Genomic DNA, 25789 nt, shown 5'->3' with positions numbered 1-25789 from the left:
GACCGGCGCACCGGCTCCCGCACCAGGCCGCGCAGCAGGGCCGGCACCGGGGCGGCGCCGCCCGGCGCGCGGAGCTCCAGCGGGGTCGGGACCAGCAGGGCCTGCCCGGTGCCGAGCGCCAGGTCGAACAGGCCCAGGCCGTCCGCCGCGGAGAGCGCGGCCAGCCCGGCGCCGGTGATCCGCTCCCGGTCACCGCCGGCCAGCCGGCCGCCCATGCCGCGGCCCTCCGCCCACAGGCCCCAGGCCAGCGCGGTGGCGGGGCGGCCCAGGGCGCGGCGGTGCTGGGCCAGCGCGTCCAGGAAGACGTTGCCGGCCGCGTAACTGGCCTGGCCCGGGGCGCCGAAGATGCCGGAGGCCGAGGAGAAGAGCACGAACGCGGCGAGGTCCAGGTCCGCGGTCAGCTCGTGCAGGTGCAAGGCGGCGTCGGCCTTGGGGCGCAGCACGGCGTCGAGCCGCTCGGCGGTGAGCGAGCCGATCACCCCGTCGTCCAGGACCCCGGCGGCGTGCACCACGGCGGTCAGCGGCCGGTCGGCCGGGATGGCCGCGAGCAGCTCGGCGAGGGCGGCCCGGTCGGCCACGTCGCAGGCCGCCACCCGGGCCTCGGCGCCGAGCTCCGCCAGCTCCGCGACCAGCTCGGCGGCCCCTTCGGCGGCGGGCCCGCGGCGGCTGGTCAGCAGCAGTCGGCGCACGCCGCGTTCGGTGACCAGGTGCCGGGCCAGCAGGGCGCCGAGGCCCCCGGTGCCACCGGTGATCAGCACCGTGCCCTCGGGTCGCCAGGGCGCGGGGGCGCCGGGGCCCTCGGCCGCGGGCTCCCCGGTCGCCCGGGCCAGGCGCGGGGCCAGCACCCGGCCGGCGCGCACCGCCAGCTGCGGTTCGTCCAGGGTGAGGGCGTCCGGCAACAGGGCCGCCGAGGCCGGCTCGCCGTCCAGGTCGACCAGCCGGAAGCAGTCCGGGTTCTCGGCCTGGGCCGACCTGACCAGGCCCCAGAGCGCCGCCTGGCCGAGCCCGGTCACCGCCTCGCCGGGGAGCGCCGCCAGCGCGCCGTGCGTGACGAAGACCAGCTGCGCGGCCCGGGTGCGGGGGTCGGCCAGCCAGGCCTGGAGCAGCTCGAGGGCGTGCTGGGCGGTGCCGTGCAGCTCGGCGACGAACCGGTCGGCGACGGGCTGATCGGCGCGGGGCTCGCCGGTGCTGGGCTGCTCGGTGGGGTGGCAGTGCACCAGGACGGTCGCCGGCAGCGGGTCGAGGGCGCGCAGCGCCGCGACCGAGTCCACCGGGACCGGCTCCGGGGCGGGCGCCCCGGGCAGTGGCTGGGCCACCCAGTCGACCTGGAACAGCGCGTCGCGCCGCGGCCCGCCGGACTGCCCGGCCACCGGGCGCAGCGCCAGCTCCGCGATGGTGGCGACCGGTGCGCCCGCCGGGTCGGCGAGGTCCAGCGCGACGGCGTCGGGGCCGGCCGGCGCGAGCCGCACCCGCAGCGCGGCCGCGCCGCTCGCGTGCAACGTGACGCCGGACCAGGAGAACGGCAGGCTGGGTCGGTTGTCGGTGACGAACGCGCCCAGGCCCACCGCGTGCAGCGCCGCGTCCAGCAGGGCCGGGTGCAGGGCGAAGCGGCCGGCCTCGCGCTCCTGCGGCAGCGTCACCTCGGCGAACAGCTCGGTGCCGCGCCGCCACACCGCGCGCAGGCCCTGGAAGGCCGGGCCGTAGCCGAAGCCGGCCGCGGCCAGGTGCGGGTAGAGCCCGTCGACCGGCACCGGTTCGGCGTCCGCCGGCGGCCACTGCGGCGCGGCCCAGTCGGCGGGCGCCGGGCGGGTGGCACCGCTGCTCAGCCGGCCGGTGGCGTGCCGGGTCCACGGCTCCTCGCCGCGGCGGGAGTGGAAGCCGATCGGGCGGGTCCCGTCCTCCTCCGGCCGGCCGACGCTCACCTGGAGCTGGACGGCCTGCTGCGCGGGCAGCACCAGCGGGGCCTCGATGGTGAGTTCGTCGACGCGGTCGCAGCCGACCTGGTCGCCGGCGCGCACCGCGAGCTCCAGGTAGGCGGTGCCGGGCACGAAGACGGCGCCACCGATCGCGTGGTCGGCGAGCCAGGGGTGGGTGGGCAGCGAGAGGCGGCCGGTGAAGAGGATCTGGTCGTCGTCGGCCAGCACCACCATCGCGCCGAGCAGCGGGTGCGCCACCGGCAGCAGGCCGGCCGCGCCCACGTCGCCCACCCGGTCCAGGGCCGGCCAGTAGCGGTCCCGCCGGAACGGGTAGGTGGGCAGGTCGACCCGGTGGCCGGTGAAGACCGCGGGCCAGTCGGGCTGCACGCCCTGCACGAAGAGCTCGCCGAGGGCCGTCAGCGCTGCGTCGGCGTCCGCGCGGTCGCGGCGGAGCAGCGGCACCGCGGTGCCCTGGTCGGCGAGGGCGGTGAGGACGGCGTCGGGGCCGAGTTCGAGGAAGCGGGTCACGCCTTCGCGGTCCAGGGTCTGCAGGCCCTGGTGGAAGAGGACGGCCTGGCGGACGTGGCGGACCCAGTAGTCGGGCTGCGTCGCCTCGGTGGCGAGCTCGCCGGTGACATCGGAGACCAGCGGGATGGTGGGCTGGTGGAAGGTCAGGTCGGCGACGATCGTGCGGAACTCCGCCAGCATCGGGTCCATCAGCGGGGAGTGAAAGGCATGACTGACCGTCAGACGCTTGGTGCGGTGCCCGGCGGCGCGGGCTGCTGTGGCGATCTCCTCGATCGCGGACTCGACACCGGACAACACCACCGAACGCGGCCCGTTCACCGCCGCCAGACCCACCGCGCCACGGTGGCCGGCGAGCAGGTCCTCCGCCTCCGCGGGCGTGGCGGAGACCGCCAGCATCGCCCCGCCGGCCGGCAATGCCTGCATCAGCCGACCGCGCGCCGCCACCAACCGGGCCGCATCGGCGAGCGAGAACACCCCCGCGACATGGGCGGCCGCGACCTCGCCGATCGAGTGACCCAGCAACAGATCGGGGCGCACACCCCAGGACTCCAACAGCCGGAACTGCGCCACCTCCAGAGCGAAGAGCCCGGCCTGCGCCCACACCGTCCGATCCAGCCAGGCCGCGTCCGTACCGAACACCACCGCGCGCACCGAACCGTCCAGGTACGCGTCCAGTTCTGCGCACACCTCGTCGAAGGCCGCCGCGAACACCGGAAACGCCTCGTACAACCCGCGCCCCATGCCCAGGCGCTGCGAACCCTGACCGGTGAAGAGGAACGCCAGCTTCCCGTCAGTGACATGACTTGCCGTCAAATCATCGAGCCTGGTGATGAGTTCGGCACAGTCAGCCGCCATCACGGCAGCGCGGTGGTCCAAGCGCGGGGCCAGGGTGAGCGAGTGGGCCACATCGACCAGCGGCAGCTCGGGATGGGCCACCAGGTGCTCACGCAGCTGCGCCGCGCGAGCCCGCAGCGCCTCGGGCGTCTTCGCCGAGAGCAGCACCGGCAGCACCGGGAGGGTCGAACCGGCAGCGGCCGGCGGGGCCTCGAGGGCCGGGGCCTCCTCCAGGATCACATGCGCATTGGTCCCGCTGACGCCGAAGGCGGAGACGCCGGCCCGGCGCGGGGCGTCGGTGGCGGGCCACAGCCGGGCCTCGGTCAACAGCCGGACCGCGCCGGAGGTCCAGTCCACGTGCGGGGTCGGCTCGTCCACGTGCAGGGTCCTGGGCAGCAGACCGTGGCGCAGGGCCAGCACCATCTTGATCACCCCGGCCACCCCCGCGGCGGCCTGGGTGTGCCCAAGGTTCGACTTGATCGAGCCCAGCCAGAGCGGCTGTCGACCATCGGCCCGGGCCCGGCCGTAGGTGGCGAGCAGCGCCTGGGCCTCGATCGGGTCGCCGAGGGTGGTGCCGGTGCCGTGCGCCTCGACGGCGTCGACCAGGTCGGCGGTCAGCCGGGCGTTGGCCAGCGCGGCCCGGATCACCCGCTGCTGGGCGGGGCCGTTGGGCGCGGTCAGCCCGTTACTGGCACCGTCCTGGTTGACCGCCGAGCCGCGGATCACCGCGAGCACCTGGTGCCCGTTGCGCCGCGCGTCGCTGAGGCGCTCCAGCAGCAGCACACCCGCACCCTCGCCCCAGCCGGTGCCGTCCGCCGCAGCCGCGAACGGCTTGCACCGCCCGTCGGCGGCCAGTCCGCGCTGCCGGCTGAACTCCACGAACACCCGCGGGGTCGCCATCACGGTGACCCCGCCGGCCAGCGCCAGGCTGCACTCCCCGCGGCGCAGCGCCTCCGCGGCCAGGTGCAGCGAGACCAGCGAGGCCGAGCAGGCGGTGTCGACCGTCACCGCCGGGCCCTCCAGGCCGAGCACGTAGGAGAGCCGCCCGGAGAGCACGCTCGCCGCGTTACCGGTGCCGACGTAGCCCTCCAGGCCGTCCTCCAGCGCCGCACCGCCGAACAGCGAGCCGTAGTCCTGGCCGTTGGTGCCGACGAAGACGCCGGTGCGGCTCTCCCGCAGGGCCGCCGGGTCCAGGCCGGCCCGCTCGAAAGTCTCCCAGGCGACCTCCAGCAGCACCCGCTGCTGCGGGTCCATCGCGCGCGCCTCGCGCGGGCTGATGCCGAAGAAGTCCGGGTCGAACTCGGCCGCGCCGTCCAGGAACCCGCCCTCGCGGACGTAGGAGGTGCCGGCCCGGTCCGGGTCCGGGTGGTAGAGCGCGGCGAGGTCCCAGCCACGGTCCTCGGGGAAGGGGGCGAGCGCGTCGGTCCCCCCGGCCAGCAGTTCCCAGAGCTGCTCGGTCGACCGGACGCCGCCAGGGAAGCGGCAGCCCATGGCGATGACGGCGATCGGCTCGTGCCCGCGGTCCTCGGCGTCGCGCAGGCGCCGGTTGGCCTCGTCCAGGTCGGCCGTGACCCGCTTGAGGTACTGGAGTAGCTTCTGTTCGTTGCTCATGTCAGCGGGCCCCGTACTTGTCGTCGATGTAGGCGAAGAGGTCGTCGGCGGTGTCCAGTTCGGGACCGGCCGCGGGCTCTTCGAAGTCGGTGGTGGGGCGGAGGGCCGCCAGCAGCGCGTCCAACCGGCCCGCCACCTCCAGCCGGAGGTCCTCGGCCAGCGGACCCGCCAGGCCGCGCTCCAGCCGGTCGAGGTCGGCCAGCAGCCCGCCGGCTGCGCTGCCGCCGAGTTCGGCGTCCAGGAAAACGGCCAGCGCCTGCGGGGTGGGATGGTCGAAGACGACGGTCGCGGGCAGCGCCAGGCCGGTGGCGGCGCCCAGCACGTTGCGCAGGTCGACCGCCATCAGCGAGTCGAAGCCGAGCTCGCGGAACGGCCGGTCGGCCGCCACCCGCTCGGTGCCGTCGTGGCCCAGCACCGCGGCCGCCCGGCCGCGGACCAGGTCCAGGAGTGCCGGCAGCCGCTCCGCCGCCGGCAGGTCCGCCGGGCGCAGCGGCGCAGCCGGCGGCTCGGCGCCGCGTGCGACCACCTCGGGCAGCGCCGCGAGCAGGCGGCTACGCCGGACGGCCGTGAAGGCCGGGGCGAACCGGTCCCAGTCGACGTCCGCGACGGTCAGGCAGGCGTCCCCGTACTCCACGGCCTGCCAGAGCCCGTCCAGTGCGCGCTCCGGACTCATGGCACGGATCCCGTGCCGGCTCAGCCGCTCGCCGACCGCGGCGCCCTCGCCGGCCATGCCGCCACCGGCCCAGGCGCCCCAGGCGATCGCGGTCGCCGGCCGGCCGTCGGCCCGGCACTGCTCGGCGAAGGCGTCCAGGAAGGCGTTGGCGGCGGCGTAGTTGGCCTGCCCCGAGCCGCCGATCGCGCCGGAGAAGGAGGAGTAGAGGACGAAGGCCGCCAGGTCCCGGTCCCGGGTCAGCTCGTGCAGCGCACGGGCGGCCTCGACCTTCGGGCGCAGCACGGCCGCGAACCGCTCGGGGGTCAGCGCGTCGAGCACCCCGTCGTCGAGCACGCCCGCGGTGTGCACCACGGCGGTCAGCGGGAGGTCGGCCGGGACGGTGGCGAGCAGCGCCGCCAGCTGCGCCCGGTCGGCGACGTCGCAGGCGGCCACGGTGACCCGGGTGCCCTTGGCCGCCAGCTCCGCGACCAGCTCGGCCGCGCCGGGCGCGGCGGCACCGCGGCGGCTGGTCAGCAGCAGGTGGTCGGCGCCGCGGTCGGCCAGCCGACGGGCCAGGTGCCCGCCGAGCGCGCCGGTCCCGCCGGTGACCAGCACCGTGCCGGACGGCCGCCAGGGCCGGACCGGGGCGCTGGGGCGTTCGGCGTGGACCAGGCGGCGGGCGTGCAGGCCGTCGGGGCGCAGCGCCAGTTGGTCCTCACCGGCGGCGTCGGCCAGCAGCGTGCAGAGTCGGGCCGCCACCGCGGGTTCCCAGTCGGGCGGCAGGTCGACCAGGCCGCCCCAGCGGGCCGGGCTCTCCAGTGCGGCCGCCCGGCCCAGGCCCCAGACCTGCGCCTGCGCCGGGTCGGCGAGCCGTTCGTCGCCGACCGCCACGGCCCCGCGGGTGGCACACCACAGCGGTGCCTCGACGCCCGCGTCGCCCAGCGCCTGGTGCAACAGCAGCAGGTCGGTCACGCCGGAGCTGCCAGCCGGTGCGGGCAGTCGCAGCACGCCGGACAACGAGCGGGCCTCGCCCAGCAGTTCGGCGAGGGCGGCGGCCAGCTCCGCCCGGGTCCGGTGCCGGCCGGTCAGGTCGGTGGCGAGCACCTCGGCGCCGTGCTCGCGCAGCGCGGCGCCGACCGCGGCGTACTCGGGGCCGAGCACCAGCCAGCGGCCCGCCAGGGGTGTCGGCTGCCGCTCGGCGACCGGCTGCCAGACCGCGCGGTACTGGAGGTCGGCCACGCCGCTCGCCGCGGGCTGCGGGGTGGTGGGTGCGGCCGGGCGGGGCCAGTAGCGCTCGCGCTGGAAGGGGTAGGTGGGCAGCTCGACCCGGCGGGCGGTGAAGACCGCGGGCCAGTCGGGTTCGATGCCGCGCACGAAGAGCTCGCCGAGGGCGGCGACGACGGTGTCCGGTTCGCTGCGGTCGCGGCGGAGCAGCGGCACCGCGGTGCCCTGGTCGGCGAGGGCGGTGAGGACGGCGTCGGGGCCGAGTTCGAGGAGGTGGGTGGCGCCTTCGCGGGCGAGTGTCCGCAGACCGTGGTGGAAGAGGACGGCCTGGCGGATGTGGCGGACCCAGTAGTCGGGCGAGGTCAGGTCGGTGGCGAGCTCACCGGTGAGGTTGGAGACGAGCGGGATGGTGGGCTGGTGGAAGGTCAGGTCGCTGACGATCGTGCGGAACTCCGCCAGCATCGGGTCCATCAGCGGGGAGTGGAAGGCGTGACTGACCGTCAGACGCTTGGTGCGATGCCCGGCAGCACGGGCGGCCGCAGCGATCTCCTCGATCGCGGACTCGACACCGGACAACACCACCGAACGCGTCCCGTTCACCGCCGCCAGACCCACCGCGCCACGGTGGTCCGCGAGCCAGGCCTCGGCTTCCGCGGAGGTGGCGGAGACCGCCAACATCGCCCCACCGGCCGGCAGCGCCTGCATCAGCCGACCGCGGGCGGCCACCAGCCGGGCCGCATCGGCGAGGGAGAAGACCCCGGCGACATGGGCGGCCGCGACCTCGCCGATCGAATGACCCAGCAGCAGATCGGGACGCACACCCCAGGACTCCAACAACCGGAGCTGCGCCACCTCCAACGCGAAGAGCCCCGCCTGCGCCCACACCGTCCGATCCAGCAACGCCGCATCCGTACCGAACACCACCGCGCGCACCGAACCGTCCAGGTACGCGTCCAGGGCTGCGCACACCTCGTCGAAGGCCGCCGCGAACACCGAGAACGCCTCATACAACCCGCGCCCCATGCCCAGGCGCTGCGAACCCTGACCGGTGAACAGGAACGCCATCTTCCCGTCAGTGACATGACTTACCGTCAAATCATCGAGCTTGGTGATGAGTTCGGCAATGTCGGCCGCGATCACGGCGGCACGCTGGTCCAAGCGCGGGGCCAGGACCAGCGAGTGAGCCACGTCGGCCAACGGGAGCTCCGGGTGGGCCACCAGGTACTCGCGCAGCTGCGCCGCGCGAGCCCGCAGCGCCTCGGGCGTCTTCGCCGAGAGCAGCACCGGCAGGGTCGGGCCGGCGACGACCGGTGCGGCCTCGGCTGCGGGGGCCTCCTCGAGGATCACGTGCGCATTGGTCCCGCTGATCCCGAAGGAGGAGACCCCGGCCCGGCGCGGCCGGTCGCCCTGCGGCCAGGCGGTGTTCTCGGTGAGGATCCGGACGGTGCCCGCCGACCAGTCGACCTGCGGGGTCGGCTCGTCCACGTGCAGGGTCCTGGGCAGCAGACCGTGGCGCAGGGCCAGCACCATCTTGATCACACCCGCCACGCCGGCCGCCGCCTGGGTGTGCCCGAGGTTCGACTTGATCGAGCCCAACCGGAGCGGGCGGTCGGCCGGGCGGTTACGGCCGTAGCCGGCGATCAGGGCCTGCGCCTCGATCGGGTCGCCCAGCGCGGTGCCGGTGCCGTGCGCCTCCACCGCGTCGATCTCGTCGGGCGTCAGCTCGGCGTCGGCCAGCGCCTGTTCGATGACCCGCTGCTGGGCCGGTCCGCTCGGTGCGGTGAGGCCGTTCGAGGCGCCGTCCTGGTTCACCGCCGACCCGCGGACCACGGCGAGCACCTGGCGGCCGTTGCGCCGCGCGTCGCTGAGGCGCTCCAGCAGCAGCACGCCCGCGCCCTCGCCCCAGCCGGTGCCGTCCGCCGCAGCCGCGAAGGCCTTGCACCGCCCGTCGCGAGCCAGTCCGCCCTGCCGGCTGAACTCGGTGAACAGGGTGGGCGTGGACATCACGGTCGCGCCGGCGACCAGCGCCGTCGAGCACTCGCCGCGGCGCAGTGCCCGGGCGGCCAGGTGCAGCGCGACCAGGGAGGAGGAGCAGGCGGTGTCCACGGTCACCGCCGGGCCCTCCAGGCCGAAGACGTAGGAGAGCCGCCCGGAGAGCACGCTCGCCGCGTTGCCGGTCATCACGTGTCCGGCGAGGTCGTCCGCCGAGCCGATCGCCACCGGCGCGTAGTCCTGGCCGTTGGTGCCCACGAAGACGCCGGTCCGGCTGCCGCGCAGGGTGCCCGGGTCGATACCGGCCCGCTCGAACGCCTCCCAGGAGGTCTCCAGCAGCAGCCGTTGCTGCGGGTCCATCGCCAGTGCCTCGCGCGGCGCGATCCCGAAGAACTCCGCGTCGAACTCCGCTGCCCCGGCCAGGAACCCCGCCTCGCGGGCGTGCGAGCCGCCCTCGCCGAGCAGCGCCGCCAGGTCCCAGCCGCGGTCGGTGGGGAAGCCGGTCAGCGCGTCGCCGCCCTCGACCAGCAGCCGCCAGAGCCGCTCGGGGCTGTCGGCGCCGCCGGGGAAGCGGCAGCCCAGGCCGATCACGGCGAGCGGCTCGTGGTCGTGGCGCTCGCTGTCCCGCAGGCGCTCCTGGGTCTGCTCGAGCTCGGTCGAGACCCGCTTGAGGAAGTATCGGAGCCTGTCTTCGGTGGACTCGGGCTTGGACACGGGCTGGCTCTCCGTCGGGGTCCGGACTGCGGGTCGGGGGTGGGGCGTCGGCACCGGGCCGGCGGTCGGGCTGCCGGCCGGGCTGGTGGCCCGGCTGGTGATCCGGCTGGTGATCCGGCTGGTGACCGGGCTCATGAGATGCCGAACTTCTCGCCGATCAGGTCGAAGAGCCGGTCGTCGTCGGCGGTGGCGAACGGCGCCTCCTCGGCCTCGACCGCCGGCGACTCGGCGGCCGTCCGCCACTGGGCGACAAGCGACTGCATACGGAGCATGACCCGAGTGTGGTCAGGAACGCCTGAGCCCAGCTTGATCAGCGTTTGCTCCAGCCGGTCCAGCTCCGCGTCCGCGTTCGCCGCCCCGCCGGGCTCCGCCGCCCCGAGTGCCGCCCCGAGTTCGGCCGCCAGGTGTGCGGCGAGGGCCAGCGGGGTGGGATGGTCGAAGACCAGGGTGGCGGGCAGCGCCAGGCCGGTGGCGGCGCCCAGGCGGTTGCGCAGCTCCACCGCGGTCAGCGAGTCGAAGCCCGCCTCCCGGAACGCCCGGCCAGTGACCACCTCCTCCGGCGAGCCGTGCCCGAGCACCGCCGCGACCTGCCCGCGGACCACCGTGAGCAGCGCCTCCTCGCGGGCCGGGCCGGCCAGACCGTGCAGGCTCCGGCGGAGCGCACCCTCGGCCGGCGGGTCCCCGGCGGCCGGCCCGGTGAGCGCATGCAGCTCGGCCAGCTCGGCGAGCAGCGGGCTGGGCCGGCCGGTGACGAAGGTCGGACCGAACCGCGCCCAGTCGACGGCGGCGACCACCAGGTGGGTCTCGTCCCGCAGCAGTGCCTGTTCCAGCGCGGCCATCGCCGGCTCGGGCGCCATCGGCAGCATGCCGCCGCGGCGCAGCCGCTCGGCGACCACCGCGGTCTCGGTGGCCAGGCCGGAGCCGCCCCAGGAGCCCCAGGCGATCGAGGTGGCGGGCCGGCCCTCGGCGCGGCGGCGCTCGGCCAGCGCGTCCAGGTGGGCGTTGGCCGCCGCGTAGTTGCCCTGCCCCGCGCCGCCGACCGCACCGGCGAAGGAGGAGAAGAGCACGAAGGCGGACAGCTCCAGCCCCCGGGTCAGCTCGTCCAGGTGGTCCGCGGCCCCGGCCTTCGGGCGCAGCACCCGGGCCAGCTTCTCCTCGGTGAGGGAGTCCAGCACCCCGTCGTCGAGCACCCCGGCGGCGTGGAACACCGCGCCGACCGGATGCTCGGCCAGCAGCGCGGCCACGGCCGCGCGGTCGCCCACGTCGCAGGCGACGACCGTGGCCCGCACACCGGAGGCCGCCAGCTCGGCCACCAGCTCGGGCGCGCCCGGTGCGGCGAGGCCGCGCCGGCTGGTCAGCACCAGCCGCTCAGCCCCGCGCGCGGCCAGCCACCGCGCCACCCTCGCGCCCAACGCGCCCGTGCCACCGGTGACCAGGACCGAGGCCGGCGCCTGCCAGGGTGTGGCGGTCGGGCCGCTGCCGGGCGCCCGGACCAGGCGCCGCCCGAAGGCCCCGCCCTGCCGCAGCGCCACCTGGTCCTCGCCCGTGCCGCCGGCCAGGATCCGCACCAACCACTCCCCCAGCGCACCCTCGACGGGCGCGTCCGGCGGCAGGTCCACCAGGCCGCCCCACCCCTGCCCGCGCTCCAACGCCGCCACCCGACCCAACCCCCACACCTGCGCCACCTCCGGCACCGGTGCACCGTCCCCCGCCGCCACCGACACCCCGCCCCGCGTCACGCACCACAGCGGCGCCCCCACCCCGGCCGCGCCCAACGCCTGCACCAGCCGCAACACCCCACCCACCGAGCCGGAGCACGCCACCACACCGCTCAACCCGCCGTCCTGCGGCGACACCGCACCCGACCACTCGACCACCTCGGCGCCGCCCGCCAGCAACGCCCCCACCACATCCGCGCACCCCGACCCCGACGCCGGGTCCGGTACCACCAACCACCGTCCCGACAACCGCGCCGGGCCGGGGTCGCGCAGCGCGGTCCAGCCGATCCGGTACCGCCAGGAGTCCAGCTCGGCCTGCTCCCGGCGGGTCCGGCGCCAGCCGGCGAGCAGCGGCAGCGCACGCGCCAGGCCGTCCAGCTGCTGCTCCGCCGCACCGATCCCGGCGGCGAGGGCCGGCAGGTCGGCGCGTTCGACGGCGTCCCAGAAGGCGGCCTCCGCCGGATCGCGGTCGGCCCGCGCCGGCCCGCCCGGGCGCGGCCAGTAGCGGCTGCGCTGGAAGGGGTAGGTGGGCAGTTCGGTGCGGCGGGCGCCGCCCCAGATCGGGGTGAAGTCGACCGGCACGCCCCGCACGTGCGCCTCGGCGAGCGAGCGGAGCAGGCGGTGCGGGCCGCCGTCGCCGCGGCGCAGCGTCCCGGTGCCGCCCGCGGGCAGTGACTGGAGGAGCACGGGGTGCGGGCTGACCTCGATGAACACGCAGCCCTGCCGGGCCAGTTCGGCCGCCACCTCGGCGAACCGCACGGTCCGCCGCAGGTTGCGGTACCAGTAGCCGGCGTCGAGCTGCGCGGTGTCCAGCGGCCCGCCGGTCACCGTGGAGTGGAACGGCAGCTGCGCCGACCGCGGCACGATCGGGGCCAGCACGTCGAGGAGTTCGGCCTCCAGGTGCTCGACGTGCGCGGAGTGCGAGGCGTAGTCCACCGGCACCCGGCGGGCCCGTACCTCCTCGGCCGCGCAGACGGCGAGCAGTTCGTCCAGCGCCGCGTCGTCGCCGGACGCCACCAGCGCGTCCGGCCCGTTGACCGCGGCGACCTCCAGCCGGCCGGGCCAGCCGGCCGTCACCCGCTCGGCCGGCAGCGCGGTCGAGACCATGCCGCCGCGCCCGGCGATCGCGGTGATCGCCTTGCTGCGCAGGGCCACCACCAGGGCGCCGTCCGCCAGCGAGAGCGCACCCGCCACCACCGCGGCCGCGATCTCCCCCTGGCTGTGCCCGACCACCGCCGCCGGCACGACCCCGTACGAGCGCCACACCTCGGCCAGCGAGACCATCACGGCCCAGAGCGCCGGCTGCACCACGTCCACCCGCTCCAGCGCGACCGGATCGCCCAGCGCCTCGAGGAGCGACCAGTCGGTGAACGGCGCCAGGGCCGCCGCGCACTCGGTCATCCGCTGCCGGAAGACCGGGGAGGCGTCCAGCAGTTCGGCGGCCATGCCGACCCACTGGGCGCCCTGCCCGGGGAAGACGAAGACCGGCCGCGCGGTGCCCGGGGCACTGCCCTCGACCAGCTGCGCGGCCGGCTCACCGGCGGCCAGCGCCGACAGGGCCGCGAGCACGCTGCCCCGGCCGGCGGCGACCAGCACGGCGCGCTGCTCGAAGCGGGCGCGGCCGGTGGCGAGCGAGAAGGCGACGTCGGCCGGCGCCGGCGCGGGCTCGGCGGTCAGGAACGCGGCCAGCGCGCGGGCCTGGGCCCGCAGGCCATCGGCGGACTTGGCCGAGAGCACCCACGGCAGCACCGCGTCCGCGGCCGGCTCGGCGGCCGGCTCCGACTCCGACTCCGACTCCGACAGCGGCTCGGGCTCCGGTTCCTCCAGGATGACGTGTGCGTTGGTCCCGCTCATGCCGAAGGAGGAGACGCCGGCCCGGCGCGGCTCGCCGTGCGACTCCCACGGCCGGGCTTCGGTCAGCAGCGCCACCGCGCCCGTCGACCAGTCCACCTGCGGGGTCGGCGCGTCCACGTGCAGCGTCCGCGGCAGCAGCCGGTGCTGCAGGGCGAGCACCATCTTGAGCACGCCGGCCACCCCGGCGGCGGCCTGGGTGTGCCCGATGTTGGACTTGATCGAGCCCAGCCAGAGCGGCCGGTCGGCCGGCCGGTCCCGGCCGTAGGTGGCGAGCAGCGCCTGGGCCTCGATCGGGTCGCCCAGGGTGGTCCCGGTGCCGTGCGCCTCCACCACGTCGACCTGTCCGGGCGTCAGTCGGGCGTCGGCCAGCGCCTGGCCGAGCACCCGCTGCTGGGACGGGCCGTTCGGCGCGGTCAGGCCGTTGCTGGCGCCGTCCTGGTTCACCGCCGAGCCGCGGATCAGCGCGAGCACCCGGTGCCCGTGGCGGCGGGCGTCGCTCAGCCGCTCCAGCAGCAGGAGGCCGACCCCCTCGCCCCAGCCGGTGCCGTCCGCCGCCGCGGCGAACGGCTTGCACCGGCCGTCGGCGGCCAGCCCGCGCTGCCGGGAGAACTCGGTGAAGGTGGTCGGCGTGGACATCACCGTCACCCCGCCGGCCAGGGCCAGCGAGCACTCGTCCTGCCGCAGCGCCTGCGCGGCCAGGTGCAGTGCGACCAGCGAGGAGGAGCAGGCGGTGTCCACGGTCACCGCCGGGCCCTCGAAGCCGAAGGTGTAGGCGAGGCGGCCGGAGAGCACGCTGCCGGCGTTGCCGGTGGCCAGGTAACCGTCGACCTCCTCCGGCCCGCCGACCAGCACGGTGCCGTAGTCGCCGCCGTTGGAGCCGACGAAGACGCCGGTGCGGCTGCCGCGCAGCGCCAGCGGGTCCAGCCCGGCCCGCTCGATCGCCTCCCAGCCGGTCTCCAGCAGCAGCCGCTGCTGCGGGTCCATCGCCAGCGCCTCCCGCGGCGAGATCCCGAAGAAGCCGGCATCGAACTCGGCCGCATCGGGCAGGAAGCCGCCCTCCCGGACGTAGGAGGAGCCCGGTGCGTCCGGGTCGGGGTCGTAGAGCGCCGCCAGGTCCCACCCGCGGTCGGTCGGGAACGGCGTGACGGCGTCCCGCCCGTCCGCCAGCAGCTGCCAGAGACGCTGGGGCGTGTCGGCGCCCCCGGGGAAGCGGCAGCCCATCGCCACGATGGCGATCGGCTCGCGGGCGGCGTCGGTGAGGCGGCGGTGCTGCTCGCGCAGTCGCTCGGTCTCCTTGACCGAGGCGCGCAGTGCTTCCAGCAGCTTGTCGTTCGATGCAACCATCGTCCCAGTCCCCGTTCCTTCGCTCAGGATCCGTTGTCGCCCATGGCCAGCCGGATCAGCGCGTCGGCGTCCAGCTCGTCGATGTCGGCCGGCGCCTCCGCGGCGGGTGCCGGCGCCTCCTCCTCGCTCCCGGCCAGCCGCAGCAGCAGGTCGACCAGGCCGGCCTCGCGCAGCCGGGCCAGCGGCAGCTCGGCCAGGGCGCGCCGGATCCGCAGCTCCTGCGGGTCCGGCGCGCCGAGCCCGCCGGTGAGTTCGGCCAGCAGGTGGTCCGCCAGCGCGGCCGGTGCCGGATGGTCGAAGACCAGCGTCGAGGGCAGCGCCAGACCGGTGGCGGTGCCCAGCCGGTTGCGCAGCTCGACTGCGCTCAGCGAGTCGAAGCCCAGCTCCTTGAAGGCCCGTTCGGCGTCGATCCGCTCGGGCGCGGCGTGCCCGAGCACGCCGGCGACGTGCGTGCGCACCAGCTCCAGCACGGCGGCCGACCGCTCCGCCGCCGCGAGCGGTGCCAGCCGTTCGGCGAGGCCCGCGGCCCCGGACCCGGCGGGCTGCGGCAGGCTCGAGGTGGCCTCGGGGAGCGCGGCCAGCAGCGGGCTCGGGCGCGCCGCGGTGAAGCCGGGCGCGAACCGGGACCAGTCGATGTCCGCCACCGTGGTGGTCGCGGTGCCGGCGGTCAGCGCGCGGTCGAGCGCGGCGAACGCGGTCTCCGTAGGCAGCGGTGTCATCCCGGCCAGCCGCATCCGGTCCAGCACCGCGGTGTCCCCCGCCATGCCGCCCGCGGCCCACGGGCCCCAGGCGATCGAGGTGGCGGGCCGGCCTTCGGCGCGGCGGCGCTCGGCCAGCGCGTCCAGGTGGGCGTTGGCCGCCGCGTAGTTGCCCTGCCCAGCACCGCCGAGGGTGGCGGCGATGGAGGAGAAGAGCACGAAGGCGGACAGGTCCAGACCCCGGGTCAGCTCGTCCAGGTGGTCCGCGGCCTCGGCCTTCGGGCCCAGCACCCGGGCCAGTTGCTCGTCGGTGAGGGTGTCGAGCACCCCGTCCTCGATCACCCCGGCGGCGTGGAAGACCGCGTGGACCGGATGCTCGGCCAGCAGCGCGGCGACTGCTTCGCGGTCGGTGACGTCACAGGCGACGACCGTGGCCCGGACGCCGGCGGCAGCCAGTTCGGCCACCAGCTCGGGCGCGCCCGGTGCGGCGAGGCCACGGCGGCCGGTCAGCACCAGCCGCTCCGCCCCGCGCTCGGCGAGCCAGTGCGCCAGCCGGGTGCCCAGAGCGCCCGTGCCGCCCGTGATGAGGACCGACTCCGGCGCCTGCCAGGCGTCGGCGGGGGGAACGCCGGGAGTGGCGCGCCGCAGCCGGCGGCCGTAGGCGCCGTCCGCGCGCAGCGCCACCTGGTCCTCGCCGGCGCTGCCGGCCAGCACCCGGACCAGTGCCTCGCCCAGCGGACGGTCGAGCGCGCCCACCGGCAGGTCCACCAGGCCGCCCCAGCCCTGCGAGCGCTCCAACGCCACCACCCGGCCGAGCCCCCAGACCTGCGCTGAACGCGGCACGGGAGCCTCGTCGCCCACCGATGCCCCACGCCGTGTCAGACACCACAACGGCGCCCGCACTCCCGCCGCACCCAGCGCGCGCAGCAGCTCCACCACCTCGCCCGCGGAGCCCGGGCACGCCACCACACCGCTCAACTCCCCGCCGTCCACCAGCGAACCCACCACCGCCACCAAGGCCCCGCCCGTGCACTCGACCACCTCGGCACCGCCCGCCGCCAAGGCATCCACCACGTCTGCGCACCCCGAGTCCGAGTGCACCAGCCAGCGCCCCGACAGCCGCACCGCGAAAGGGAGTTCGAGCTGCTGCCAACCCACCTGGTAGACCAGCTCGTCGAGCCTCGAGCCACCGGTGGCGCCGCCCAACCAGGCGGGCAGCTGGGCCTGGGCGGCCGGGGTCGGCCAGTACCGTTCCCGCTGGAAGGCGTAGGTCGGCAGCTCGACCCGCGGCCCGTCGGCCGGGCCGAGCAGGGCGGCCAGGTCGACCCGGACGCCGGCCGCGTGCAGTCGGCCGACGGCCTCGACCAGGCTCCGCGGCTCGTCGCGGTCGCGGCGCAGCAGGGTGGTGGCGTGGGCGTCCGGCACGGAGTCCGGGACGAGGGCGGTCAGCACGCCGTCCGGGCCGAGTTCGACGAAGGCGGTGGCGCCGAGCGCGTGCGCGGTGCGCAGACCGTCGTGGAAGCGGACGGCCCCGCGGACCTGGCGCACCCAGTACTCGGGCGAGGTCAGGTCGGTGGCGAGCTCGCCGGTGAGGTCGGAGACCACCGGGACGGTGGGCTCGTGGAACGTCAACTCCGTGATGGCCGAACGGAACTCGGCCAGCATCGGGTCCATCAACGGCGAGTGGAAGGCGTGGCTGACCGACAGGCGCTTCACCCGGTGACCTGCTGCACGAGCCTGCTGCTCGATCTCCTCGACGGCGTGTGCAGCACCGGAGAGGACCACCGAGCGGGGGCCGTTCACCGCCGCCACACCCACCACACCGGCCTGCCCGACCAGCAGCGCCTCCGCCTCCTCCGGCGTGGCCGCCACCGCCAGCATCGCCCCACCCGCCGGCAGCGCGTCCATCAACCGACCGCGCGCCGCCACCAACCGCGCCGCATCCGCCAACGAGAACACGCCGGCGACATGCGCCGCCGCCACCTCACCGATCGAGTGCCCCAGCAGCACATCCGGCCGCACACCCCACGACTCCAACAGCCGGAACTGCGCCACCTCCAAAGCAAACAGGCCCGCCTGCGCCCACACCGTGCGGTCCAGCAACGCCGCATCCTCGCCGAACACCACCCCACGCACAGACCCACCCAAGTGCCGGTCCAACTCCCCACATACTGCATCGAAGGCATCCCTGAACACCGGGAACACCTCGTACAACCCCCTCCCCATCCCCACCCGCTGCGACCCCTGACCCGTGAACAGGAAAGCCGGCTTCCCAGGCGAGAAGGTCCGATGAACAGTCAGATTCTGTAATCCATCGAGGAGTCCCGCGCGATCGACGCCGGTGACCACGGCACGGTGAGAGAAGAGCGTCCGGCCGGTGGCGAGCTCGCGCGCGACGGCGACGGGGTCCGTGGCAGGGTGAGCGGCCAGGTGGGCCACCAGCCGCTCGGCCTGGGCCCGCAGCGCCGGCTCGGACTTGGCGGACAGCCGCCAGAGCACCGGCCCCGCGACCGACCGTGCGGCATGCTGGGGTTCGGGCAGCTGAGGGGCCTGCTCCAGGACCAGGTGCGCGTTGGTGCCGCTCATGCCGAACGACGAGACCGCGGCGCGCCTCGGCCGCCCGGTCTCCGGCCACGCCTGACGCTCGGTCAGCAGGCTGATCGCGCCGCTCGACCAGTCGACGTGCGGTGTCGGCGCGTCCAGGTTGAGCGACTTCGGCAGCACGCCGTTGCGCATCGCCAGGACGGTCTTGATGACGGCGGCGACGCCCGCGGCGGCCTGGGTGTGGCCGATGTTCGACTTGATCGAGCCGAGCCGCAGCGGTCGGTCGGCCGGCCGGTCCTGACCGTAGGTGGCCAGCAGCGCCTGGGCCTCGATCGGGTCACCGAGTGCGGTGCCGGTGCCGTGCGCCTCCACCGCGTCGACCTCGGCGCCGGTCAGCCCCGCGTTGGCCAGCGCCTGGCGGATCACCCGCTGCTGGGTGGGGCCGTTGGGCGCCGTCAGGCCGTTCGACGCGCCGTCCTGGTTCACCGCCGAACCGCGCAGCACGGCCAGCACCCGGTGCCCGTTCCGCTGCGCGTCCGACAGCCGCTCGACCAGCAGCAGGCCCACGCCCTCGGACCAGCCGGTCCCGTCGGCCGCCGCCGCGAACGGCTTGCAGCGGCCGTCCGGCGACAGGCCACGCTGCCGGCTGAACTCGATGAAGGACACCGGCGTGGACATCACCGTCACGCCACCGGCCAGCGCCAGTTCGCACTCGCCGCGCCGCACCGCCTCGGCGGCCAGGTGCAGCGCGACCAGCGAGGAGGAGCAGGCCGTGTCCACGGTCAGCGCCGGCCCTTCGAGTCCGAGCGCGTAGGCGATCCGGCCCGAGGCGACGCTGCCCGCGCCGCCCGTCCCGAGGTAGCCCTCCAGGTTCTCCTCGGCCGCCGAGACCAGCGCCGTGTAGTCCTGGCCGTTGGTGCCGACGAAGACACCGGTGCCGGAGCCGCGGACCGAGTCGGGCGTCACCCCGGCCCGCTCGAACGCCTCCCACGCGGTCTCCAGCAGCAGCCGCTGCTGCGGGTCCATCGCCAGCGCCTCCCGCGGCGAGATCCCGAAGAAGCCGGCGTCGAACTCCGCCGCGTCGTACAGGAACCCGCCGCCACGGGTGTAGGTGGTGCCCGTCCGGTCGGCGTCGGGGTCGTGCAGGGCGGCGAGGTTCCAGCCGCGGTCGGCGGGGAACGGCGTGATCGCGTCCAGCTCGCCGTCGACCAGCTGCCACAGCTCCTCGGGCGAGCTCACCCCGCCCGGGAAGCGGCAGCTCATGCCGATGATCGCGACCGGCTCGTCGCTGCCGACCGTGCGGCGGGCGACCGGTGCGCGCTCGGCCGTGCCGGACAGCTCGTCCCGCAGGTGGCGGACCAGAGCGGCCGGGGTCGGGTGGTCGAAGACCAGCGTGGTGGGCAGGGTCAGGCCGGTGGCCCGGTTCAGCCGGTTGCGGAACTCGACGGCGGTCATGGAGTCGAATCCCAGGTCACGGAAGGCGAGTTCGGGGTCCGCGGTCTCCTGGGCAGCGTGCCCGAGCACCACGGCGACCAGCTCGCGGACCAGGTCGAGCAGCGCGGGTTCCGGGTCCTCGGCCGCGCCCGGGCCGACCGGCAGCGCGGCGACGGGCTCGCCGGTCGGGACCGGCCGGGCCTGGGCGCGACGGGGCTCACCGGGGGTGGTGTCGGGCCAGTAGCGCTGCCGCTGAAAGGGGTAGGTGGGCAGGTCGACGTGCCGGGTGCTGGTGCCGCCGCCGAGCACGGTCGGCCAGTCGACGGCGACGCCGTGGCAGAACAGCTCCCCGAGCGCGAGGGCCGCGGTGTGCCGCTCGTCGCGGTCGCGGCGCAGCAGGGTGGTGGCGTGCGCGTCCGGCACGGAGTCCGGCACGAGGGCGGTCAGCACGCCGTCCGGGCCGAGCTCGACGAAAGCGGTGGCGCCGAGCGCGTGCGCGGTGCGCAGGCCGTCGTGGAAGCGGACGGCCTCACGGACCTGGCGCACCCAGTACTCGGGCGAGGTCAGGCCGGTGGCGAGCTCGCCGGTGAGGTTGGAGACCACCGGGACGATGGGCTCGCGGAACCCCAACTCGGCGATGGCCGAACGGAACTCGGCCAGCATCGGGTCCATCAACGGCGAGTGGAAGGCGTGGCTGACCGACAAGCGCTTGACCCGGTGACCTGCTGCACGAGCCGCCTGCTCGATCTCCTCGACGGCCGCCGCGGCACCGGAGACGACCACCGAGCGGGGGCCGTTCACCGCCGCCAGACCCACCGCACCGGTCCGCCCGGCCAGCAGCGCCTCCGCCTCCTCCGGCGAAGCCGCCACCGCCAACATCGCCCCACCCGCCGGCAACGCATCCATCAACCGGCCGCGCGCCGCCACCAACCGCGCCGCATCCGCCAACGAGAACACCCCCGCGACATGCGCCGCCGCCACCTCACCGATCGAGTGACCCAGCAACACATCCGGTCGCACACCCCACGACTCCAACAGCCGGAACTGCGCCACCTCCAACGCAAACAACCCCGCCTGCGCCCACACCGTCCGGTCCAGCAACGCCGCATCCTCGCCGAACACCACCCCACGCACGGACCCACCCAAATGCCGGTCCAACTCCCCACACACCGCATCGAAGGCATCCCTGAACACCGGGAACACCTCGTACAACCCACGCCCCATGCCGAGGCGCTGCGACCCCTGCCCCGTGAACAGGAAGCCCAGCCGGCCGCCGGTGGCGCCGGCCGTCACCAGGTCCCGGCTCGCACCGCCCGCGGCAAGGGCGCGCAGGGCGGCGAGCAGCGTCTCGCGGTCCTCGGCGGCGACGGCGGCGCGGTGGGCGAGCGGCGAGCGGGTGGTGGCCAGGGCCAGGGCCAGCTCGGCGGCGGTGAGCGACGGGTCGGCGGTGATCCGGTCCGCGAGGAGGCTCGCCTGGGCCGGCAGCGCCGCCCGGGTCCGCGCGGAGAGCACCGCGACGGTCGGTCCGGCCGCTCCCGCCGGCCGGTCCGGCGCGGCGATGACCGCGGCCGCGGTCTGCGCCCGCGGGGCCTCCTCCAGGATGACGTGCGCGTTGGTCCCGCTGATCCCGAACGAGGAGACCCCCGCCCGCCGCGGCGCCTCACCCGCCGGCCACGGCTGCTGCTCGGACAGCAGCGAGACCGCGCCGGCCGACCAGTCGACGTGCGGCGACGGCGCGTCCACGTGCAGCGTCCGCGGCAGCAGACCGTGCCGCAGTGCCAGCACCATCTTGATCACGCCCGCCACCCCGGCGGCGGCCTGGGTGTGTCCGAGGTTCGACTTCACCGACCCCAACCAGAGCGGCCGGTCGGCCGGTCGGTCCTGACCGTAGGTGGCCAGCAGCGCCTGGGCCTCGATCGGATCGCCGAGCGTGGTCCCCGTGCCGTGCGCCTCGACCACGTCGATCTGGTCGGCCGTCAGCCGGGCCTTCTCCAGGGCCATGGTGATGACCCGCTGCTGGGCGGGGCCGTTGGGCGCGGTCATCCCGTTCGAGGCGCCGTCCTGGTTCACCGCCGAGCCGCGCAGCACGGCCAGCACCTGGTGTCCGTTGCGCTCGGCGTCGGAGAGGCGCTCCAGCAGCAGCAGGCCGATGCCCTCGGACCAGGAGGTGCCGTCGGCCGCCGCGGCGAACGGCTTGCAGCGGCCGTCGGCGGCCAGCCCGCGCTGCCGGGAGAACTCGACGAAGGTGCTCGGCCCGGACATCACGGTCACGCCGCCGGCCAGGGCCAGTTCGCACTCGCCCGCGCGCAGCGCCTGGCCGGCCAGGTGCATGGCGACCAGGGAGGAGGAGCAGGCCGTGTCGATGGTCACCGCCGGCCCCTCCAGGCCGAGGCTGTAGGCGATCCGGCCGCTGGCGATGCTGCCCGCGCTGCCGTTGCCCGCGTAGCCCTCCAGGCCGTCCAGGCCCTGCACCAGGTTGACGTAGTCGTGGTACATCACGCCGGTGAAGACACCGGTCCGGCTGCCGCGCACCGAGGCCGGCGCGATGCCGGCCCGCTCGAAGGTCTCCCAGGCGGACTCCAGCAGCAGGCGCTGCTGCGGGTCCATCGCCAGCGCCTCGCGCGGCGAGATGCCGAAGAAGACCGGGTCGAAGTCGGCGGCGCCGTCCAGGAAACCGCCCTCGCGGACGTAGCAGGTGCCGACCCGCTCGGGGTCCGGGTCGAAGAGCGCGTCGAGGTCCCAGCCGCGGTCGGCGGGGAAGGCGCCGATCCCGTCGCCGCCGCGGGCCAGCAGCTCCCAGAGTTCCTCGGGCGAGCGGACACCGCCGGGGAAGCGGCAGCTCATCCCGACGATGGCGATCGGCTCCTCCGCTGTCCGCGTGGCGGCGGGCGCGGGGGTGGCGCGGCCACCGGTCCGGTCGTCCAGCAGGCGGGTGTGCAGGTAGCCGGCCAGGGCGGCGGGGGTCGGCTGGTCGAAGGCGAGGGTGGCCGGCAGCCGCAGGCCGGTCGCCGCGGCAAGCCGGTTGCGCAGCTCGACCGCGGTCAGCGAGTCGACGCCGAGGTCCTTGAACACCTGCTCGGGGTCCGGGCGTTGGTGGGCGGCCAGGCCGAGCACGGCGACCAGCTCGGTGGCCACCAGGTCGAGCAGCGTGCGCTGCTGCTCCGCTACGGGCAGGCCGGCGAGCCGGCGACCCAGCCGGCTGCCGTCCGCGGTGCCGGGACCGGCCGGGACGACGCTGCGGCGCACGGGCGCTGGGCCGGCCAGATCGGCGAGCAGCGACGGGAGTTGGGGCGCCGACCGGAGCGTGGGCAGGTCGAGGCGCATCGGGACCAACACCGCGTCCCCCACCCCACGCGCCGCATCGAACAACGCCAGACCCTCAGCCGTCCCCAACCCCACCATCCCACCCCGAGCGATCCGCTCCACCCCCACCGCATCCAACCCCGCCGTCATCCCCGAACGCTCCGCCCACAACCCCCACGCCAACGACAACCCCACCAAACCCTGCGCCCGACGCCACTCCACGAACGCATCCACAAACGCATTCGCCGCCGCATACGCCCCCTGACCCGGCGCACCCAACACCCCCGACGCCGACGAGAACACCACGAACGCCTCAAGATCCAAACCAGCCGTCAACTCATGCAGATTCACCAACCCCTCCACCTTCGCCCGCAACACCCGAGCCAACATCTCCTCCGTCAACCCCTCAACCACCCCATCCCCCAACACCCCCGCCGCATGCACCACACCCACCAACCGCCCCTCCACCCCCGCCAACACCCCAGCCAAAGCCGCCCGATCACCCACATCACAGGACGCCACCCCCACCCACTCCGCACCCAACCCCACCAACTCACCCCGCACCTCATCCACCACACCCGCATCCACCCGGCGCGACACCAACAACACCCGACGCACCCCCAACACCCCCACCACATGCCGCGCCACCGCCCGACCCAACACCCCCAACCCACCCGTCACCACCACCGTCCCACCCGAACAGAACACCCCACCCCCACCTGATCCCACCACCACCCGCACCAACCGCGGCACAAACACCCCACCCCCACGCACCACCACCTGCGACTCCACCCCAACCCCAGCAACCACCCCCGCATCCACCACCACCCCACACTCCACATCCACCAACCCAAACCGCCCCGGATGCTCCGACTGCGCCGACCGCACCAACCCCCACACCGCCGCACCCACCGCATCCGGACCACCCACCAACCCAAACCCCACCGCACCCCGCGTCACAAACACCACCCGCCCACCCTCAGGACCACCCAACACCCGCCGCACCACACCCAACACCCCGCTCAGCACCCCCAACACCCCACCCGACACATCAACCTCCACCACCTCAACATCCCCCACCACACCCCCACCACCAAGCACCCCACCACCAACCACCCCAACCTCCCGCCACTCCACCCGGAACAGCGCATCACTGATCGACGACACCGCACCAACCGCAAACTGACGTAGCGTCAAACTCTCGACGGACAGCACCGGCAGGCCCCGCTCATCGGTCGCGGTCAGGGCAACCGCTTCCTCCCCGACGGCCACCAGCCGCACCCGCAACACCGTCGCACCGGTCGCGTGCAGCTCCACGCCGCTCCAGGCGAACGGCAGCCGCGGCACCCCGTCCGCAGGCAACAACTCCCCCACGGCCATGGCCTGCAACGCGGCGTCCAGCAGCGCCGGGTGCACGCCGAACCGGCCGGCCGCCGCGCCGTCACCATCCAGCCGCACCTCCGCGAACACCTCCGCACCCCGCCGCCAGGCAGCCCGCAACCCCCGGAACGCCGGACCGTAGCCGAAGCCGGCCGCGGCCCGCTCGGCGTAGAAGTCGCCGAGGTCCACCGGTTCCGCGCCGACCGGCGGCCAGCTCTCCTCCTCGGGCAGCTCGGGACTCGTCGCCGGCGCCACCACTCCCTTGGCGTGCCGGACCCACTCCCCCTCCCCCACCCGGGCGTGGATCGCGATGCTCCGCCGCCCCGCGCCGTCGGCGGGCTCGACGGCGAGCTGGAGCTGCACCTCGCCCTGCTCCGGCAGCGTCAGCGGGGCTTCCAGGGTCAGTTCGTCCAGGTGCGGGCAGCCGGCCTGCTCGCCGGCCCGGAGCGCGAGTTCGACCAGCGCGCTGCCGGGCAGCAGCACCGTGCCGTGCACCGCGTGGTCGGCCAGCCAACCGTGCGAGCGCAGCGAGAGCCGTCCGGTGAAGACCAAGGCGTCGGAGCCGGCGAGCACCACCATCGCGCCGAGCAGCGGGTGGCCCACCGCCTCGACCCCGGCGGCCGCGACGTCACCCGGCGCGGCGCCGTCCTCCAGCCAGTACCGCTCACGCTGGAACGGGTAGGTCGGCAACTCCACCCGCTCGGCGCCGGGGTGGACCCGGGCCCAGTCCACCGGGACGCCGTGGGCGTGCAGTTCGGCGACCGCGCGGAAGAACCCGGGCACCTCCGCGGTGCCGCGGCGCAGCGCGGTGCTCCAGCGGACGGCCGGGCCCTGCGGGGCGTCCGCGAGGCCGAGTTGGCCCAGTGCGCTCAGCACGCCGTCGGGGCCGAGCTCCAGGCAGGCGGTCACGCCCTGCTCGGCCAGCGTCAGGACGCCGTCGTGGAAGCGCACCACCGCCCGGACGTGGCGCACCCAGTACTCGGGGTCGGCGAGCGCGGCGGCGGTGGCCGGGCGGCCGGTCAGGTTGGAGACGATCGGGACGGTCGGCGCCTTGAAGGTCAGCCGCTGGACGACGGCACGGAACCGGTCCAGCATCGGCTCCATCCGCGGCGAGTGGAAGGCATGGCTGACCCGTAGCCGCCTGGTGCGGTGGCCGGTGAGGCGAGTGGCCAGTTCCTCGATCGCGTCGGCGTCGCCGGAGAGCACCACGGCGGCCGGGCCGTTGACCGCAGCGAGGTCGACCCGGCCGGCGAACTCGGCGAGCAGCGGGCGGACTTCGTCCTCCGTCGCGTCGACGGCGAGCATCGCGCCGCCCTCGGGCAGCGCCTGCATCAGGCGGGCCCGGGCGGCGACCAGGGCGCAGGCCTCGGGCAGCTCGAGCATGCCGGCCACGTGCGCGGCCACCAGTTCGCCGATGGAGTGGCCGAGCAGCAGGTCCGGACGCAGGCCCCAGCTCTCGGTCAGTCGGAAGAGCGCGACCTCCAGGGCGAACAGGGCGGCCTGGGTGTACTCGGTGCGGTGCAGCAGCTCGGCGGTGGGGCTCTCCGGGGCGGCGAAGACGACCTCGCGCACCGGCGTGCCGAAGTAGCGGTCCAGTTCGCGGCAGGCCGCGTCGAAGGCCTCGGCGAAGACCGGGAAGGCGCGGTGGAGTTCCCGGCCCATGCCGGCCCGCTGGGCACCCTGGCCGGTGAAGAGGAAGGCGAGGCGGGCGGGGGCGGCCGCGTGGCCCAGCACGGTCGAGGCCTCGGGGGTGCCGGCGGCGAGGGCCAGCAGGCCGGCGCGAAGGTCGGCCGGGTCGCTGCCGAGCACCACGGCGCGGTGCTCGAAGGCGGTGCGGGTGGTGGCCAGGGCGTGGGCCAGGTCGGCCGGGTGCGGGGCGGTGGTGCTGACCCGGTGCGGATCCGTGCCGGCTTGGTCCGCGTAGCTGCCGGCCGGGTCGCCGGTCAGCAGGGCGGCGACGGCGCGGGCCTGGTCGCGCACCGCCTCGGGACTGCGCGCCGACAGCGGCAGCGCCACCAGCGGCGCGGCCGCCCGTTCGGCGCG

General features: G+C 75.6%; 3 protein-coding genes and 1 pseudogene. All 4 read right to left on the bottom strand.

Going from position 1 to position 25789, the window contains the following annotated elements; all coding sequences use genetic code 11:
* Window positions 1-4877 (bottom strand): annotated as a pseudogene (locus ACQRUO_RS28980) (SDR family NAD(P)-dependent oxidoreductase); the annotation flags it as partial.
* A gap of 13 nt (window positions 4878-4890) precedes the next feature.
* A complete protein-coding gene (locus ACQRUO_RS28975) occupies window positions 4891-9606 on the bottom strand; it encodes a type I polyketide synthase (RefSeq protein WP_428319055.1) in 4716 nt (1571 codons plus the stop codon).
* Entirely contained in the window at window positions 9603-14363 is a 4761-nt protein-coding gene (locus ACQRUO_RS28970) for a type I polyketide synthase (protein WP_428319056.1), read from the bottom strand. Before ACQRUO_RS28970 ends, ACQRUO_RS28975 begins: the two co-directional genes overlap by 4 nt.
* Window positions 14364-14410: 47 nt before the next feature.
* Complete coding sequence (locus ACQRUO_RS28965) at window positions 14411-25762, bottom strand: SDR family NAD(P)-dependent oxidoreductase (RefSeq protein WP_428319054.1); 11352 nt, start codon at window positions 25760-25762, stop codon at window positions 14411-14413.
* Window positions 25763-25789: the final 27 nt, after the last annotated feature.

The sequence above is a fragment of the Kitasatospora sp. LaBMicrA B282 genome (assembly GCF_050325825.1).
Classification (GTDB): domain Bacteria; phylum Actinomycetota; class Actinomycetes; order Streptomycetales; family Streptomycetaceae; genus Kitasatospora.
The sequence above is the reverse complement of the archived record's forward strand: the minus strand, read 5'-3'. Positions and strand labels throughout refer to the sequence as shown.